The sequence below is a fragment of the Acinetobacter sp. 802_lipA genome (genome assembly GCF_058242885.1).
This window is the reverse complement of sequence record NZ_JBZAYP010000001.1, coordinates 2,343,858-2,361,418: the sequence shown is the minus strand read 5'-3', so window position 1 is coordinate 2,361,418 and position 17,561 is coordinate 2,343,858. Positions and strand designations below refer to the sequence as shown.

16 protein-coding genes and 1 pseudogene are annotated in these 17,561 nt (G+C 42.3%); 5 read left to right on the top strand and 12 right to left on the bottom strand.

What is annotated here, in order from left to right; all coding sequences use genetic code 11:
• Positions 1–12 precede the first annotated feature (12 nt).
• The 12 genes from hisS to AC4CU3_RS11645 all read right to left on the bottom strand — a co-directional run bounded on the left by hisS (position 13) and on the right by AC4CU3_RS11645 (position 12,020).
• On the bottom strand, positions 13–1,308 hold the full coding sequence (hisS, locus tag AC4CU3_RS11700; RefSeq protein WP_178928280.1) for a histidine--tRNA ligase: 1,296 nt from the start codon (positions 1,306–1,308) through the stop codon (positions 13–15).
• Complete coding sequence (gene ispG / locus AC4CU3_RS11695) at positions 1,305–2,420, bottom strand: flavodoxin-dependent (E)-4-hydroxy-3-methylbut-2-enyl-diphosphate synthase (RefSeq protein ID WP_004697677.1); 1,116 nt, start codon at positions 2,418–2,420, stop codon at positions 1,305–1,307. The genes hisS and ispG overlap by 4 nt, the downstream gene beginning before the upstream one ends.
• Positions 2,421–2,438: 18 nt before the next feature.
• Positions 2,439–3,215 carry a helix-turn-helix domain-containing protein gene (locus AC4CU3_RS11690; RefSeq protein WP_062031311.1) on the bottom strand — a complete coding sequence of 259 codons (777 nt, stop codon included), beginning with the start codon at positions 3,213–3,215 and terminating at the stop codon, positions 2,439–2,441.
• On the bottom strand, positions 3,206–4,006 hold the full coding sequence (gene pilW, locus AC4CU3_RS11685; RefSeq protein WP_062031315.1) for a type IV pilus biogenesis/stability protein PilW: 801 nt from the start codon (positions 4,004–4,006) through the stop codon (positions 3,206–3,208). The genes AC4CU3_RS11690 and pilW overlap by 10 nt, the downstream gene beginning before the upstream one ends.
• 16 nt (positions 4,007–4,022) lie before the next feature.
• Positions 4,023–5,258 carry a dual-specificity RNA methyltransferase RlmN gene (gene rlmN, locus AC4CU3_RS11680; protein ID WP_004697671.1) on the bottom strand — a complete coding sequence of 412 codons (1,236 nt, stop codon included), beginning with the start codon at positions 5,256–5,258 and terminating at the stop codon, positions 4,023–4,025.
• 122 nt (positions 5,259–5,380) lie between these two features.
• Positions 5,381–5,812 (bottom strand): nucleoside-diphosphate kinase, encoded by a 432-nt coding sequence (gene ndk, locus AC4CU3_RS11675; RefSeq protein ID WP_004983508.1) that lies wholly within the window; start codon positions 5,810–5,812, stop codon positions 5,381–5,383.
• A gap of 110 nt (positions 5,813–5,922) precedes the next feature.
• Positions 5,923–6,123: a Fe-S cluster assembly protein IscX gene (gene iscX / locus AC4CU3_RS11670; RefSeq protein ID WP_004697668.1), complete on the bottom strand. Its 201-nt coding sequence runs from the start codon at positions 6,121–6,123 to the stop codon at positions 5,923–5,925.
• 91 nt (positions 6,124–6,214) lie between these two features.
• Complete coding sequence (locus tag AC4CU3_RS11665; protein WP_178928282.1) at positions 6,215–6,766, bottom strand: phosphatase PAP2 family protein; 552 nt, start codon at positions 6,764–6,766, stop codon at positions 6,215–6,217.
• A gap of 192 nt (positions 6,767–6,958) precedes the next feature.
• Positions 6,959–8,239 carry a glycosyltransferase family 4 protein gene (locus AC4CU3_RS11660; protein ID WP_178928283.1) on the bottom strand — a complete coding sequence of 427 codons (1,281 nt, stop codon included), beginning with the start codon at positions 8,237–8,239 and terminating at the stop codon, positions 6,959–6,961.
• A gap of 443 nt (positions 8,240–8,682) precedes the next feature.
• Positions 8,683–9,699 (bottom strand): ketol-acid reductoisomerase, encoded by a 1,017-nt coding sequence (ilvC, locus tag AC4CU3_RS11655; protein ID WP_004983494.1) that lies wholly within the window; start codon positions 9,697–9,699, stop codon positions 8,683–8,685.
• A gap of 105 nt (positions 9,700–9,804) precedes the next feature.
• Complete coding sequence (gene ilvN, locus AC4CU3_RS11650) at positions 9,805–10,296, bottom strand: acetolactate synthase small subunit (protein WP_004697653.1); 492 nt, start codon at positions 10,294–10,296, stop codon at positions 9,805–9,807.
• On the bottom strand, positions 10,293–12,020 hold the full coding sequence (locus AC4CU3_RS11645; protein WP_035327125.1) for an acetolactate synthase 3 large subunit: 1,728 nt from the start codon (positions 12,018–12,020) through the stop codon (positions 10,293–10,295). The genes ilvN and AC4CU3_RS11645 overlap by 4 nt, the downstream gene beginning before the upstream one ends.
• Positions 12,021–12,598: 578 nt before the next feature.
• Between AC4CU3_RS11645 and AC4CU3_RS11640 the strand changes: the two genes are divergently transcribed.
• The 5 genes and pseudogenes from AC4CU3_RS11640 (at position 12,599) to AC4CU3_RS11620 (ending at position 17,559) form a co-directional block, all read left to right on the top strand.
• Positions 12,599–12,946 (top strand): IS630 transposase-related protein, encoded by a 348-nt coding sequence (locus AC4CU3_RS11640; RefSeq protein WP_005156618.1) that lies wholly within the window; start codon positions 12,599–12,601, stop codon positions 12,944–12,946.
• A 17-nt stretch (positions 12,947–12,963) separates the two neighbouring features.
• A pseudogene (locus AC4CU3_RS11635) lies at positions 12,964–13,437 on the top strand (IS630 family transposase); the annotation flags it as partial.
• A 240-nt stretch (positions 13,438–13,677) separates the two neighbouring features.
• A complete protein-coding gene (locus AC4CU3_RS11630; RefSeq protein ID WP_159151791.1) occupies positions 13,678–14,046 on the top strand; it encodes a DUF4124 domain-containing protein in 369 nt (122 codons plus the stop codon).
• Positions 14,047–14,180: 134 nt separating this feature from the next.
• Positions 14,181–16,802 (top strand): leucine--tRNA ligase, encoded by a 2,622-nt coding sequence (gene leuS / locus AC4CU3_RS11625; RefSeq protein ID WP_178928284.1) that lies wholly within the window; start codon positions 14,181–14,183, stop codon positions 16,800–16,802.
• Between the two features lie 247 nt (positions 16,803–17,049).
• On the top strand, positions 17,050–17,559 hold the full coding sequence (locus tag AC4CU3_RS11620) for an LPS-assembly lipoprotein LptE (RefSeq protein WP_062031226.1): 510 nt from the start codon (positions 17,050–17,052) through the stop codon (positions 17,557–17,559).
• The last annotated feature ends 2 nt before the right edge of the window (positions 17,560–17,561 follow it).

Below are 17,561 nucleotides of genomic sequence, written 5' to 3'. Positions count from 1 at the left end.
TTATATTTTGGCTTATTTTGAAGAAAATTTTTCAATCATAAATGGCACGATGTCATCCACCGCAACCAAAGTTTGTTCAGCTGTTGCCAACTCTTTTACGGCAAACTGCGCAGCTTCTACCTCACGCTCACCCAAAATGAGGGCAAACAATGCACCAGACTGATCCGCTTTTTTCATTTGCGACTTCATTGAACCATGTGAACCAACTTTCAAACGAAGCGTGCTTGATGCAGCATCTAACTGGTTACGAATCTGTTCTGCAAGTACCAAAGCTTTGCCTTGAGAAACAGGATCTGCCAACAAAAACATTTCGCAGTCACGCACTGGTGTGGCGTCTTCGACTTGTTCAAGCAATAACAATAGACGTTCCATGCCCATCGCAAAACCAACTGCAGGTACAGACTGATCTGCCTTGCCTTTAAGCTGACCCACTAAGCCATCGTAACGACCGCCCGCACAGACTGTGCCTTGTGAACCCAAATGCGTGGTGGTCCATTCAAAAACTGTTTTGTTGTAATAATCTAAGCCACGCACCAGTTTTTGATTAATCACGAAGCTCACACCTGCATCGGTTAAATACTGCTGCAAGGTTGCAAAGTGCTGTAGCGTCTCTTCCTCCATAAAGTCATGCAACTTCGGCGCATTTTCTAAAATGGCTTGGGTTTTTGCATCTTTAGAGTCAAGGATACGTAGTGGGTTGGTGGTTAAACGACGCTGTGAATCTTCATCCAAATCATTTTTATGTGATTCTAAGAACTCCACCAATGCCGCACGGTAAGCTGCACGCTCATCAGACTCACCGAGAGTATTCAACTCAAGTTGAACTTTATCTGCTACACCCATGCGTTTCCACAGACGTGCCGTCATCAAAATCAGCTCAGCATCCATATCTGGGGTTGCCACACCAAAGGTTTCCACGCCAAATTGGTGGAACTGACGGTAACGACCCTTTTGCGGCTTTTCATAACGGAACATCGGCCCGATATACCAGACACGAGGCGTTGCACCGCGAAGCAAGTTATGCTCCAGCATGGCACGTACACAGCCTGCTGTCCCTTCAGGACGTAAAGTCAAAGACTCAGGCGGATTACCTTTGTCCAAGAAGGTGTACATTTCTTTTTCAACGATATCCGTTGCATCACCAATTGAACGTTTGAACAAATTGGTTTGTTCAACAATAGGCAAACGAATTTGCTGGTAGCCATACGCATCCATCAATGATGCGAGATGCTGTTCAAGACGTCTCCACGCTGGTGTTTGTGTAGGAAGAATGTCATTAAAACCTTTGATTGCGACAATTGAACTCATGATGAACTACGGATGATCTCTTTAGATTTAGCTTCTTCAAGCTCTGAAACACGCTGACGAACCATCGTTTCGATTTCGTCAACCAACTGATTTGTGTCAATTAAATGGCTCTTTTCACCATTACGATACACCAGTGAGCGTGGACTTGCACCAACTACACCAATATCGGCTTCTTTGGCTTCACCCGGACCATTCACTTTACACCCAATCACCGACACATCCATTGGGGTACGAATATCTTCTAAACGCTCTTCTAAGGCTTGCATCACTGAAATCACGTTAAACTCTTGACGTGAACAGCTTGGACAAGCAATGAAGTTAATGCCATTTGAGCGAAGACTGAGTGATTTTAAAATATCAAAACCAATCTTAATCTCTTCTTCAGGTTCCGCTGCCAAGGAAATACGCATGGTGTCACCAATGCCATCCAACAACAAACCGCCCAATGCAATCGCAGACTTCACTGAACCCGTACGGTAAATTCCAGCTTCCGTCACACCCAGGTGTAACGGATTATCAATTTGCTGTGAAAGTAGGCGATAAGCATCCATGGTTAAAAACACATTGGATGCTTTCACTGAAACTTTGAATTCGTGAAAATCTAAACGATCTAGAATATCAATATGGCGCATCGCCGACTCAAGCAAAGCCTGACCTGTTGGCTCACCATATTTCTTTTGAATATCTTTTTCCAGTGAACCTGCATTCACTCCAATACGCATAGAAATATCGTTATGGCGCGCTGCGGCCACCACTTCACGAATTTTTGCTTCAGAGCCAATGTTCCCGGGGTTAATCCGTAAACAGTCCGCACCCAAGTCCGCAACACGCAGTGCAATCTTGTAATCAAAATGAATATCTGCAACCAACGGCACCGATGAACGCTTACGAATTTCACCAAAAGCCTCTGCTGCTTCCATCGTCGGTACAGAAACACGCATGATGTCCGCACCTACATCTGCACAGCGCTGAATTTGCGCTAGCGTTGCTTCCACATCACAAGTTTCAGTATTGGTCATACTTTGAATGCTGATGGGTGCATCGCCACCGACATAGACTGAACCTACACGAATCTTACGAGTAGGCTTGCGTTTAATTGGATTTACAATCATTGCTTTTCCTTGATCCCATTAACGTGACAAGCGGAAATCTGCTTTTCCACCGACGGTATATGGTGACAATGAAATACTTTCATTATTTAAGCTGAGTGACACAGCAGCAGCATCATCGATACGAATCTGAAAAGGTGTCTCGCCAGCAAGCTCAAGTGTAGAGGCTTGACGTCCTGTTGCCAGTACTTTCCCAGTTGAATCGACAATATGTACAGACGTAGGACGATTGAACTCAAGTTTCAACTGATCCCCTGTGGTTGCAGCAGCCCCATTCATATTGATGATTTGTACATCAGATTCTGTCTGCGGAGTCGCAGTCTCATCTGTACTGCCTGACCAATTCTGAATCATGCCGAACAACGCTGCTAAAATCGCAATTACAACAATCGCAATCAGTCCACGTTTTAACCATTTACGGTTACGGTCACGGTTAGAACCGGGTAATTTACCCATGATTTTAATCGGTGAATTATTCAATGCGTGATTTGGCAAGAGCCCCGTATCATTGGCATAGATGTCATCAAAACGCTGAATAATCGTAGTAGCATCCACTTTTAGGAACTTCGCATAAGTACGATAGTAACCCTTAATGAAGGTCGCTTCTGGAAGCACCGTATATTCGTCCTGCTCAAGCGCAGTTAAAGTCTTGAGTGGAATATTCAACTCTTTGGCAACATCGCTTAATTCACGTTTTTGTGTAATACGAATTTGACGAAGATAATCACCCGGACGTTGGATATTTCCTAAAGCATTGCTAGAACCATTCGATTGTGGTGAATTAGGATTTACTTCCATACGGCCTCAGTAGTGTACTGTAATTGCAAATAACGTTTGTATTCTTGACTGTCTGGATACAATGCACGTAGCTGGTTGACCAGTACTTGCGAACCCATCGTGTCATGATTTGCTCGCGCAATTCGGATCCCAATCCAAAGCGCACGTGCATCTAAGTTTTTCTCGCCAACCGCTCGCACAAACTGTTCATAGTACTGCGTAGCTTCAGCATTTTGCTGACGTAAATATGAAATTTCCGCCATTTCGATCATGGCAAGATAGGCACCTGAGTTTACCTGTAGGGCTTGTTTAAAAGCAGCTTCTGCTTCCGCCACTCGACCTACTTGTATATACGCACGACCTAAATTTTCCAATGCTCGATAACGTTGATCATACCCTAAAGTTGAACCTGCAACTTGAAGTTGATCAATCGCGTCATTATAACGCCCAATTTGATATAAATACGTACCGTAGTTGTTACGAGCCTGTGCATTTTTTGGCTCAGCCGCAATTGCATGCTTAAAATAACGCTCTGCCTTTTCCACATTTTGCGGACTGCCTTCACGCTGTAACAATACGCCCATCATCATATTTGCAGATGCATCACGAGAGTCGATGTCTAATGCCTGATCCAATGTGCGTTTCGCAGCATCGTAATCATTCGACTTAATATATTCAGCCGCCAATTGCGTTCTAACTTGTACTGCTTTACTTGGATCACCTTTCGTATTCACGGTTTGGCAACCCACCAAGTACCACACTGACACACCCAGTGTCAGCGCAAGGTAAAGTTTAGAAACGGGTTTTTTCAATTGGCATCCCTTTATATTATCCTTGTGAACGTAGAATCTCGTTTTTCTCTGCTACTTTCTTTTTCCACTGCTCAGCACGACGTGTTCGATCAGCCACTTGTCCAACCAATTGTCCGCAGGCAGCATCAATATCATCACCACGCGTTTGACGAATCGTACACACAAATCCAGCATCAGACAAAGTTTTTTGGAAAGAAATAATGCGGTTGCGACTTGAACGACCATAAGGCGCATGTGGAAATGGATTAAACGGAATTAAATTAATTTTACTTGGTAAGTTCTTCAACAGTTTAATCATCTGCTGCGCATGCTCAGGATGATCATTCACCCCATCCAACATCACATATTCAATCGTGACATGCTTACGTGCACTTTCATTACCGTCTTTAGCGATATAACGCTGACATGCTGCAATCAGCTGTGCCAATGGATATTTTTTATTGATTGGAACCAATTCATTCCGTAGTTCGTCATTTGGCGCGTGTAGGGAGATTGCCAATGCAACATCAATATCTTGTGCCAATTGATCAATTTTCGGCACCACACCTGAAGTCGATAAGGTCACACGGCGCTTAGACATGCCATAAGCAAAATCATCTAGCATAATACGCATTGAGCTCAAAACGGCATCATAGTTCAGTAATGGCTCGCCCATCCCCATCATTACGACGTTGGTCACCGAGCGCTCACGCTCAGCCACAGGCACATCTTCCATATAAGAATAGTTTGCAACCCATAGCTGACCAATAATTTCATCTGGGTTTAAGTCACGCTGAAAGCCTTGTTTACCGGTTGAACAAAATGAACAATCCAGTGCACAGCCTACTTGAGATGAAATACATAAAGTACGGCGCAAACCACTGCGATGTTCAGCAGGAATCAATACGGTTTCAACCAAAGAACCTTCGCCCTCACCAACACGAAACACCCACTTACGCGTACCATCTTTAGAATAATTTTTATGCACCACTTCTGGCGCTTTAATTTCACAAAGTTTTTCAAGTTTTTCACGTAACTTGCCTGAGATATTGGTCATCTCTGCAAAATCAGTCACAAAAAACTGGTGAATCCATTTCATCACCTGTCCTGCGCGAAACTTTTTTTCTCCCATATCTTCGAAGAATTTTTCAAGCTGCGGACGTGACATGCCAAGTAAGTTCACTTTCGCAACAGAATTTTGCTGTGCAGGAGCGGATGGAGATTGTTGCTGTTCAGCCGAAACTGTAGAGACAGCGACCACTTCAGTACTCATGTGTATTACCTAAACCATGTCTAACGATGAAAGGAGAAGCTCAATAAACGAGCAGAAATTTATTCAGGGAATAAAAAAACCAGATAAGTATAATAACACTTATCTGGTTTGAATACTTCGAATTAACGAGTACGTGGAGCAATCTCAGTTTGAGCGAAGAAGTAGTTAACTTCACGATCAGCAGATGCTACAGAGTCAGAACCGTGAGCAGCATTTTCGTCGATGCTTACAGCGAAGTCAGCGCGGATAGTACCTGGAGCAGCTTCTTTAGGGTTAGTTGCGCCAAGGATTTCGCGGTGAGCAAGAACTGCGTTTTCGCCTTCAAGAACTGAAACAACAACTGGACCAGAAGTCATGAACGCAACTAGGTCAGCAAAGAAACCACGTTCTTTGTGCTCTGCGTAGAAACCTTCAGCTTCAGTTTGAGTCAAGTGTTTCATTTTAGTTGCAACGATTTGAAGACCAGCTTTTTCAAAACGAGCAAAAATGTCACCGATGTGGTTTTTAGCAACTGCATCTGGTTTTACGATAGATAAAGTACGTTCAATAGCCATGATTGGCTCCTTAAGTCAATGTAGACATGAAAATTTTGGCGCATTATACCGACATAATGCACAATTTTCTGCTTTTACTCTGTAAAAAGTTGCTTTTTTCGATGCAAGGATTATCGTGCTTCGTCAATCCATGCCATTTGAATTGCTTCAAGCAAACCTTCAGTCGACTTGGTCGGATCATCACTAAAGTCTGGTAAGGCACACACCCAAGCATGTAAGTCTGTAAAGCGAATCCACTGCGGATCGACATCTGGATGAGCTTCATACAACTCAATAGCAATATCAATAGTGTCTGACCAACGTAAGCCCATGGTGGAGTCTCATCACAATGTAGAAGATGCTGTACTGTAGCAAACTCTGAAATTTAAGCGCTAGTTTGTTTGAGATAAAACTGGGCTTTTTTTACAACGCGATATTTAAAAATGGTGCACTACAAATTAAAGTAACAGCTACCACCGCACCTATAGCCGCTCCCACCAACACATCACTTGGATAATGCAGCCCTAAAATCATGCGTGACGCGGCAACCAAAATAGTAAAAGGCAACATGAGCACCAATAAAATTGGCTGTACAAAGCCCAATAACGTACTGACCATCACCGCATGTAAAGTATGACCTGAAGGAAAACTAAAATGGTCAAGCGGTCGCTCACCCATTCGAATCACCTGATGTACTTGATAGGGTCTTGGACGAATAGTTTTGATTTTTAGGACTTTATAAATTAAGGTCCCGCACAATGAACCAAGAACCAAATACACGATTTGTAAACTGTAGACCAATCCTTGCAACAACCAAGTTAAAGCCAACATCGTATACCAAAAGATGCCATCTCCCAATCGACTGATCCGCTTAAAAAAATTGGCTACAGTATGCGAATGGGAAAAATGATTGAGATAAACACAGCCTTTTAAATCTAAATCTAATATTCTTATTTTTGCAGTTTTAAGATTCATACCACTTCTCCTTAACAACAATGTTGAAAGTTCAGCTGGAAAATCATTGTTATATGACGATTTAATTCATCAAAATCGCTTCTCGTTAAGCTCATATTAAAGGGTATTTTTGACAGTTTGATGATTTAAGTTAAAATCCATCGAAATTACCCAACTCATCTTTATCACTGACACTTTTAAAACAGCTATTGGTTAAGGTGCTGCCTTAATATTTGCCGCGTGATATAAGGCTTGCTCAAACTGTTTTACAGGATATTGCCAGCCCACACTTTCAATGTCTTGACGCGCTTGAGTTCCCATACATCTAAGCACCTTTTGCTCTGGCAACTGAATAATAGTTTGCATAAAGTGTGCCACTTGTCCAAAAGGACTCAACCACCCTGTTATACCTTGCTTGATATAACGCTGCGGACTGGCATAGTTATAGGCCACCACAGGTAAGCAACTAGCCATGGCTTCGAGTACCACATTACCAAAAGTCTCTATTTGACTAGCAAAAACAAAAGCATCTGCACTGGCGTAGACTTGAGCGAGTGACTGCCCTGTTAAGCTTCCCGTAAAAATAACATCTGAGCCATTTGCCATCTCAGTTAAGCGCTTGCGATCTGGCCCATCTCCCACAATCACCATTTTCAACTTGCGTGATTGCTGCTTCTTGATATTCAAGTAACTTTGAATGAGCACATCTACTTCTTTTTCCGGAGATAAACGTCCCACATATAGCAACACAGAAGTATTGGCATCTGCTTGCCAACGCTGACGCAATTGTTCTGAGCGATACTCTGGATGGAAGCGAGTTGTATCGACTCCTCGTCCAACCTCAACCAAAGGACAAGTCACACCAAAGGCCTGGAGTTGATTTAACGTCGTTTGACTCGGCACACAGGTGAGTACCGTATGGTTATGAAACCAGCGAAGATAACTTTCAATCGGTTTAACCAGTAAAGCCAAATCAAAGAAGCGACTAAAGTCATGAAAAGTTGAATGAAATCCACTTGATACTGGAATCTGATGCGCTTGAGCAGCATACAGTGCGGTCAGCCCTAGAGGACCTTCCGTCACAATATGGACCACATCTGGCGCGAAGCGTTCAATCGCTTTGCTGACTTTCACATACTGTGGCATACCAAATTGCATGTTGGCATATTTAGGAATGCTCTTTGCCCAGACCAAACACTCCTGTTCTGCCTGAAAGTCGGTACATATGGTTTTTTGTATTGGGCGGATGAGCTGAATACGATGCCCCAGTTTCTGCAAACCTTTACACAGTTGTAATAAAGAGTTCGCAACACCATTGATTTCTGGTGACCATGTTTCTGTCACGATGGTTATTTTTAACTTGGGCTTGAGTGTTTCTTGAAGGATAGAGAGTTCTTGCTGAATATTATGCTGATGTTGTTGCTTGAGATAAAACCGCTGAGGTTCTGGGAAGTTGTGCTGTTTGAATAATTTTGTTGTCATTGAACCGATCATGCTATTCCAAACTTTTCTTATTTTCCTCCAAGTTTAGTTAAACTTTTTGACAGTTTGATGATTGAATGATGAAACTAACTTTACAACCCTTTATTTCAAATAGATCACCCTATTCATTTTTAATCAACCCAATATCTATTTCTTAATAAATTTTTCAAATTAAGCACGAAACAGAGGCCGACCCATTGCTTTCAATGGAAATCTATATCGTGAAAGATACGACATACACTTTGCATATAGCCCAATGCGATTAGCTCAAATAGATCATTATAATCCTCTATCTAAATGAATGAAGCCTAAAGCACCAGTTTCTAAATTTTTCAAACCAGCTCCAACACTGACATAGTTATATAAAATCATTGTTCTTATCTTTGTCTACGTTCTGAATATAAGGAATAAAAAAAGGAAAGCAATGCTTTCCTTTTTTTATAAGGTACAGAACCTTAGTTCTTCTCTTTATCTACGATCTTGTTTGCTTGAATCCAAGGCATCATCGCACGCAACTTACCACCTGTTACTTCAATGCCATGCGCTGCGTTTTGACGACGACGAGCAGTCATTGATGGGTAGTTCAACGCACCTTCGTTAATGAACATCTTCGCGTATTCACCAGATTGGATACGTTTAAGTGCATTGCGCATCGCTTCACGAGACTGTTCATTGATTACTTCAACGCCAGTTACATATTCGCCATATTCAGCGTTGTTAGACACTGAGTAGTTCATGTCCGCGATACCGCCTTCAAACATCAAATCAACGATTAGCTTAAGTTCGTGTAAGCATTCGAAGTAAGCCATTTCAGGTGCATATCCTGCTTCTACCAAAGTTTCGAAGCCCATTTTCACAAGTTCTACTGCACCACCACAAAGAACTGCTTGCTCACCAAATAAGTCAGTTTCAGTTTCTTCACGGAATGAAGTCTCGATAATACCTGTACGACCACCACCTACACCAGAAGCATAAGAAAGTGCTAGGTTACGTGCATTACCAGACGCATCTTGATGAATCGCGATTAAATCAGGAACACCCGAACCACGCTGGTATTCAGAACGTACTGTATGACCTGGGGCTTTTGGTGCAACCATGATTACGTCAAGATCAGCACGTGGAACCACTTGGTTATAAAGAACAGAGAAACCGTGAGCAAATGCTAACGTTGCACCTTCTTTGATGTTTGGCTCAATCACGTCACGATAAAGTTGTGATTGGAACTCATCTGGAGTCAAGATCATGACTACGTCAGCTTGAGCAACTGCAGCAGGAACTTCAGCAACTTTAAGACCTGAATTTTCAGCTTTTTTCCAAGAAGTAGAACCAGCGCGTAGACCTACAGTTACGTCTACACCAGAATCTTTAAGGTTAAGCGCGTGTGCGTGACCTTGTGAACCGTAACCAATGATCGCTACTTTCTTAGATTGGATGATAGATAAGTCGCAGTCTTTATCGTAAAAAATTTGCATTGCTGTCTCCGCTAAAATGCTTGGTATTCTGTAATTCCATCAAGGGGTTTATTGTTTGATGAAATCCTCCTCTTTCTCAAAAGGAGGTTGAATCGTGTTAATGAATTAAATGGTTAAAACTTTTTCGCCACGCGCGATGCCTGAAACACCTGAGCGTACAACTTCTAGGATGGTGTTTTCTGCTAACGCATCAATAAAACCATCAATTTTTTCAGTCGTACCCGCGATTTGAATGGTGTAGGTCGTTGGGGTAACATCAACAATTTGCGCACGGAAAATGTCCGCAGTACGTTTAATTTCAGCACGTGCTGAGCCAAGTGATTTGACTTTAATCAACATTAACTCACGCTCAATGTGGGCACCTTCAGACAGGTCAACCACTTTCACCACTTCAACCAATTTGTTGAGCTGTTTGGTGATTTGTTCAATTTTATGGTCATCGCCATAAGTCGTTAATGTCAAACGAGATAAGGTCGGATCTTCGGTTGGTGCAACATTTAAAGTCTCAATGTTATAACCACGTTGAGAAAATAAACCCACCAACCGAGAAAGCGCACCAGCTTCGTTTTCTACAAGTACAGAGATAATGTGTCTCATGACGTGCGCTCCCCTTTACCTAACCACATATCTTGCATTGACTGACCTGCAATAAGCATTGGATAAACATGCTCTGTACGGTCAACCATCACATTAATAAATACGCATTTATCGTTGATCGCCATTGCTTCAGCAAGCTTCGACTCTAGCTCATCCGCATGGTCAATTTGAATGCCAACATGACCATATGCTTCCATTAATTTAGGGAAGTCAGGTAATGAATCGATATAAGAACTTGAGTGACGTCCTTCATAGTTCATATCTTGCCACTGCTTCACCATCCCTAAAGCTTGGTTATTCAAGCAGAGGATTTTTACGTTTAGGCCATATTGCTTACAGGTCGAAAGCTCTTGGATACACATCTGAATCGATGCTTCACCCGTGATACACACCACTTGTTGGTCAGGGAAAGCCAATTTCGCCGCCATCGCATAGGGTAAACCAACACCCATGGTGCCTAGGCCACCTGAGTTAATCCATTGGCGTGGACGTTTATACTTGTAATAGTTCGCACCAAACATTTGATGCTGACCTACGTCAGAAGTAATGATCGCATCACCATTGGTGATTTTATCCAACGCTTCCACCACTTGTTGTGGTTTCATTACGCCGTTTGCACCAGACTCATAACGCATACCATGAACTTTACGCCATTCATTGATTTGCGCCCACCAAGCAGCGATATCTTCAGGATTTGGTTTAGACACATTCATCTGCTTGAGCTGTGTCAACATTTCTTGAAGGACAGGTTCTACCGCACCCACGATCGGGATATGCGCCATGATGGTTTTTGAAATCGTCGCAGGGTCGATATCAATATGAATCACTTTGGCATTTGGACAGAATTTTGCTGGGTTATTGGTTACACGGTCATCGAAACGCGCGCCGATACACAAAATCACATCAGCATTGTGCATGGTCATATTGGCTTCATAAGTACCATGCATACCCAACATGCCAATAAACTGCGGATCATTGCCAGGAAAGGCACCAAGCCCCATCAAGGTATTGGTGACTGGGAAGCCCAAAATATGTGCCAATTCAGTTAACTGTGCAGAAGCATTACCTTGTACCACGCCACCGCCAGTATAAATCACAGGACGTTTAGCGTGAATCAACTCTTCAATCGCTTTACGAATTTGACCTGAGTGACCACGATGCGGCGGTTGATACGAACGCATCTTCACTTTTTCTGGGTATTCGTAAGCAAATTTCTCAGCAGGATTGGTTGCATCTTTTGGAATATCGACCACAACTGGACCTGGACGACCAGAGGCTGCAATATAAAATGCCTTCTTAATAATCGAAGGAATTTCGCTGGCATGGCGCACTTGGAAACTATGTTTTACGATCGGACGAGAAATACCGACCATATCTGTTTCTTGGAATGCATCTTCACCAATTAAATGTGACGCAACCTGACCAGACAAAATCACCATTGGGATTGAGTCCATATAAGCCGTTGCAATTGGCGTCACAGTATTGGTTGCACCCGGACCTGAAGTCACGAGGACCACACCCGTCTTACCTGTTACGCGTGAATAAGCATCTGCCATATGACCGGCAGCTTGTTCATGGCGCACGAGGTAATGATTGATTTTGTCTTGTTGAAAGAACGCGTCGTAGATATGTAAAACTGCGCCGCCTGGATATCCAAATACATGTTCAACGCCTTCGTCCGCCAATGCGCGAACGAGCATTTCACCACCAGATAAAAGTTCCAACGTGATTCACCCTAATCTTTATCACTGCAATGGTGGAAGGCACCAGCAGTGTTTCATTCATTGATTGTCTGCACTGTTATAGCACACATATTTCTTAGTTTTCATAGCAATAGGAAAAAATTCTGATCTGTATGCTGTTTGAGCAATATGAGATCTAAAACGTGTTGGGATAAACACATTTTTTTACTTTGTTCACGGTCTCGGCTAGAAAGCGTGTCCATTGCATGAAATGACACTTTATCGAAGGGTGATCGAGTAAAGGCATATAAAACTAAAGACAGCATTTTTAGGAGTTTCGTGACTAAAGTCAAGTTTAAAAATTAGCTTTTTTTTGTTTATTTACAGAGCGTTTATTTTTTATTCATCACGGACAAACAAAACTGAGCTGCTTTTTCTTGGTTTTTTAGTGCAAAAACAAATAGATTTCTATTTCACTGAATTTATTAATAAAAAAACATAATAAAACCCATAAATAAGTTTAATAAGATATTCACCCAAATTTAAATCCAACATCTATCTCAGATTTTTTCAGTTTTAAATATATAGTCAACACGTCAAAAAACCAATACAATACTGATATGAGTTATCCAATACATTTTAGAAAAAAAATATTAGCCAAGCTTGAAGAAGGTCAATCTATCCGAGCGGTTGCTCAGCACTTCGAAATTAATAAAAATACAATTGTCGAATGGAAAAAGCGAATCGAAATAAAAAGAACTCGACCAAGAAAACCATCTAAAGTTGATGATGATGCCTTACGTGCAGATGTTGAGCAATATCCTGATGATTATCAATATGAACGCGCTGCTCGTTTTGGTTGTGGTACTTCTACAATTGGTGATGCGCTCAAGCGTCTAAATATCACAGTTAAAAAAAGACCTTACGGCACCCGAAAGCAAAAACAGAACTCAGAGAACAGTATTTAAAAGATTTAAACCGATTAAGGTATCAACACCCGATTATCTATCTTGATGAAAGTGGATTTAAATCTCATGAACATAGACCTCATGGTTATTCAAAACAGGGAACTCCTTGTTATGGAACATATAATTGGCAATTAAAAAATCAAACCAATGCAATAGGAGCAATCCATGAGGGTAAATTATTTGCAGTGGGTTTATTTGATAGCAAAGTAAATTCGGATGTATTTCATTTTTGGGTAGATAAGTTTTTATTACCAGAATTACCCTCGAATAGTGTAATTGTCATGGACAATGCAGCCTTCCATAAACGACAAGATATACAAGATCTATTAGCCCAACATGGGCATCAAATACTTTGGTTACCACCTTATAGTCCTGACCTTAATCCTATTGAAAAAATGTGGGCATGGGTGAAAGCAAAAAGGAAAAAATGGTTGGTTAACTCAATAGATAAGCTTTTTAGTCGTTTCTTTAACGAGTGTATGGGTAATTAAGCGGTTTGACTATAGTTCAGCATTTGTTCATCAGGTTTTAGCATAACCTTCTTATTTTCATACTGTGCCATAACGCATATTTCACGCATTAAACTGAGGATTTGACCTGCAAAATATTTCAAAAACACAGATGAAAAAATGCATCAAACAATGCTTATTGTTCTAAAATTGGCATAAAATAACGACAACGATAAACCCGATAGAAACCAATGACTCCGGATATAAAAAGGACAATGGTAGATGAGTATTCAGTTTGCAAAAATGGCAGCATGTTTGGTGGGGATGGGGCTTGCAATAGGCAGTACACAAAGCTTTGCCAAGACGTATTATAAGTGGGTTGATAGCCATGGCTCGACACATTACACCACGACACCTCCGCCCAAAACAGCAAAGAAAAAAGGCAAAGTCGACACCTATGGTTGGAAAAATTCACCACAAGCTGCGTCATCGGAAGCACCGCCAGCTGCCAATATGCCGAATACCGTACCAGCTCCGCTCAATGCTGTACCGAATACTGCCCCAGCAGCACCAGCGGTTGAGTTAGAAAATCAACGACGTGAAGCGAATGAAGCACTTCAACAAGGCCAACAAGTCCGCCCTGCGGTTTAATCATTCCGTACGGTTCCAGATTTATTTTCAGCTTGTTTAATTTCCTGCACAAAACATAGCGCAAAATTCACTTTTAGGTGCATTTTGCGCTATGCTGTGCAACAAACTTTTTAACCATTGTTCTACATACGTATATGACTACTCACATTGACCCTGAATATCAAGCGAGCGCGATTGAACCTACCGTCCAACAAGACTGGGAAGCTCGTAAAGCCTTTAAAGTTGCCGACTCTGTAGAAGGTCCACGTCGTTATATTCTCTCGATGTTCCCTTATCCAAGTGGCAAACTGCATATGGGTCATGTGCGTAACTACACTATTGGTGATGTCATCAGCCGTTTCCACCGTCTCAAAGGGGAAACTGTCCTGCAACCTATGGGTTGGGATGCTTTTGGTTTACCTGCTGAAAACGCTGCGATTGCACACCAAGTTGCACCTGCGAAATGGACCTTTGAAAACATCGCATATATGCGTGACCAATTAAAAAAATTAGGTCTATCCGTCGATTGGGATCGTGAATTTGCAACGTGTACCCCTGAGTACTACCGCTGGGAACAGTGGTTGTTCGTGCAACTTTATAAAAAAGGCCTTATTTACCGCAAACTTTCAACAGTAAACTGGGATCCTGTGGATCAGACGGTACTGGCCAATGAACAAGTTGAAAATGGTCGTGGCTGGCGTTCAGGTGCATTGGTTGAAAAACGTGATATTCCAATGTACTACTTCCGCATCACCGACTATGCACAAGAATTATTAGACGATTTAGACACATTAAAAGACGGTTGGCCACAGCAAGTCTTGACCATGCAACGCAACTGGATTGGTCGTTCACAAGGGATGGATATTACCTTCCCTTCTGCAAATCCTGACGTATATGCAGATGGCTTAACAGTATTTACAACACGTGCTGACACCTTAATGGGTGTGACTTATGTTGCTGTTGCAGCAGAACATCCAATGGCGCTGAAAGCTGCGGAAAATAATGCTGAACTTAAAGCATTTATTGAAGAATGCCGTATGGGTTCTGTGGCTGAAGCTGACCTTGCCACTGCTGAAAAGAAAGGCATGGCAACAGGTCTGTCTGTAAAGCATCCTGTCACTGGCGAAGCAGTTCCTGTTTGGATTGCCAACTACGTGTTGATGTCTTATGGCTCTGGCGCAGTGATGGCTGTACCTGCACACGACGAACGTGATTTTGAATTTGCCAATAAATATGGCTTAACCATTAAACAAGTGATTGATGCTCAAGGTGCAGACGATGCAGACTTTGATGCTGCACAATGGCAAGAATGGTACGGCTCTAAAGAGGGTAAATTGGTCAATTCTGCTGAATTCGACGGTTTAGACTTTCAAGCAGCTTATGATGCGTTCCTTGCGAAATTAGAACCAACAACTCTTGCAAGCACCAAAGTTCAGTTCCGTTTACGTGACTGGGGTGTATCGCGTCAGCGTTATTGGGGTTGCCCAATTCCAATGATCAACTGTGAAAAATGTGGTCAGGTTCCTGTACCTGAAGAGCAACTTCCAGTGGTCTTACCGACTGATGTCGTACCTGATGGCTCGGGGAACCCATTGAACAAGATGCCTGAGTTTTATCAAACCACTTGCCCAAGCTGTGGTGGTGATGCGCGTCGTGAAACTGATACTTTAGATACCTTTGTAGAGTCATCTTGGTACTATGCACGTTATGCATCTCCTGATTTTACTGATGGTTTAGTTAAACCTGAAGCTGCTCAAACATGGCTTCCAGTAAATCAATACATCGGTGGTGTTGAACACGCGATTCTGCACTTACTTTATGCACGCTTCTTCCACAAATTGATGCGTGATGAAGGTGTAGTACAAGGTAATGAACCATTTACCAATCTATTAACTCAAGGTATGGTTTTGGCAGACACTTATTACCGTGAAGCTGAATCAGGCAAGAAAACTTGGTTTAACCCTGCAGATATCGACCTCGAACGTGATGAAAAAGGGCGTATTCTGTCTGCGAAATACCAAGGTGATGGTCAGGACGTAATTGTTGGTGGCCAAGAGAAAATGTCGAAATCGAAAAATAACGGTATCGACCCACAAGCTATTATTAATCAGTACGGTGCAGATACGGCACGTGTGTTCATGATGTTTGCAGCTCCACCAGATCAATCACTCGAATGGTCTGATGCAGGTGTGGAAGGCGCAAACCGTTTCTTGAAACGTGTATGGCGTTTGGTTGCCAGCTTCCTTGAAAAAGGTAATGCAGCCTTTGCAATTGATACTGCTCAACTGTCTACAGAAGCACAAGACTTACGTCGTAAAACGCATGAAACCATTCAAAAAGTGGGTGATGACATCGAACGCCGCCATGCCTTTAACACGGCTATTGCAGCGATGATGGAACTATTAAATGCGAACAATAAATTTGAAGCGAAAAATGATAATGATGTTGCGGTTGCTCGTGAATCGATTACAACGCTTTTAACTTTACTTGCACCATTTGCACCACATTTAAGCCAGACTTTATTGGCTGAATTCGGACTGGACTTAACCAGCGTGTTGTTCCCGACTGTAGACGAATCTGCACTCACACGTAATACGCAAACGATTGTGGTTCAAGTGAATGGTAAACTGCGTGGCAAATTAGAAGTGTCTGTCGATACATCGAAAGATGAATTGCTTGCATTGGCTAAAGCCTTGCCAGAAGTTCAACAATTCTTGACAGGTCCAACCAAGAAAGAAATTGTGGTGCCAAATAAATTAGTGAATTTGGTGGTTTAAAAAGCTTTAAAACTCCTTCTTAGGTTCCCTCTCCTGAAGAATTGTTTAAGCACTGCTTTAAACAATTCTGCAAGTGAGGGCTAGGGAGAGGTAAACTCCCCTCATCCTAACCTTCTCCCTAAGGGAGAAGGAACTGAAAATGATAAACAAAACCCAAACAAAGCCCGTTGCCAGTCAACGGGCTTTGCACATACAATCACGGCATATTATTTTTCTTTTATAAAAAAGAGCAAACAGAGGACAACACATGCATTTAGGCAAACGTTTGGCAGCTATTGTTTTAACTTGTGGCCTAAGTGCGGGCTTGGTCGGGTGTGGCTTTCACTTGAAAGGCATCAATCCAAGCGCAACACCGATTGCTTATTCAAAAATGAATTTGGTGCTTCCGAAGAACACCGATGAATTGCATGAAAAATTGGCCATTTATTTAGGTGCGTCGGGTGTACAGCTGAGCAGTGGTTCAGATGCCTATGTGCTTCGCGTGCTAGATTATAAACCGCAGCGTTTAGAGTTGAACGGTAAACTGATTGAAGTATTATTACGCCTCAATGTCACCTTCCGTATTGAAGATGCGCAAGGCCGTCCAATCACTGAACCACGGACCGTAGTTGCAACGCGTAGTTATCAATACAACGTTGAAACCGTTAACACCGATGACCAAGAGAAAAACTATTTGAATCAAGTCATCGTGGATGATGTCGCGCAGCAAATTGTGCGTCAGATTTCATCGAACCGTCTACCACCTGCACAGCAGTAAGG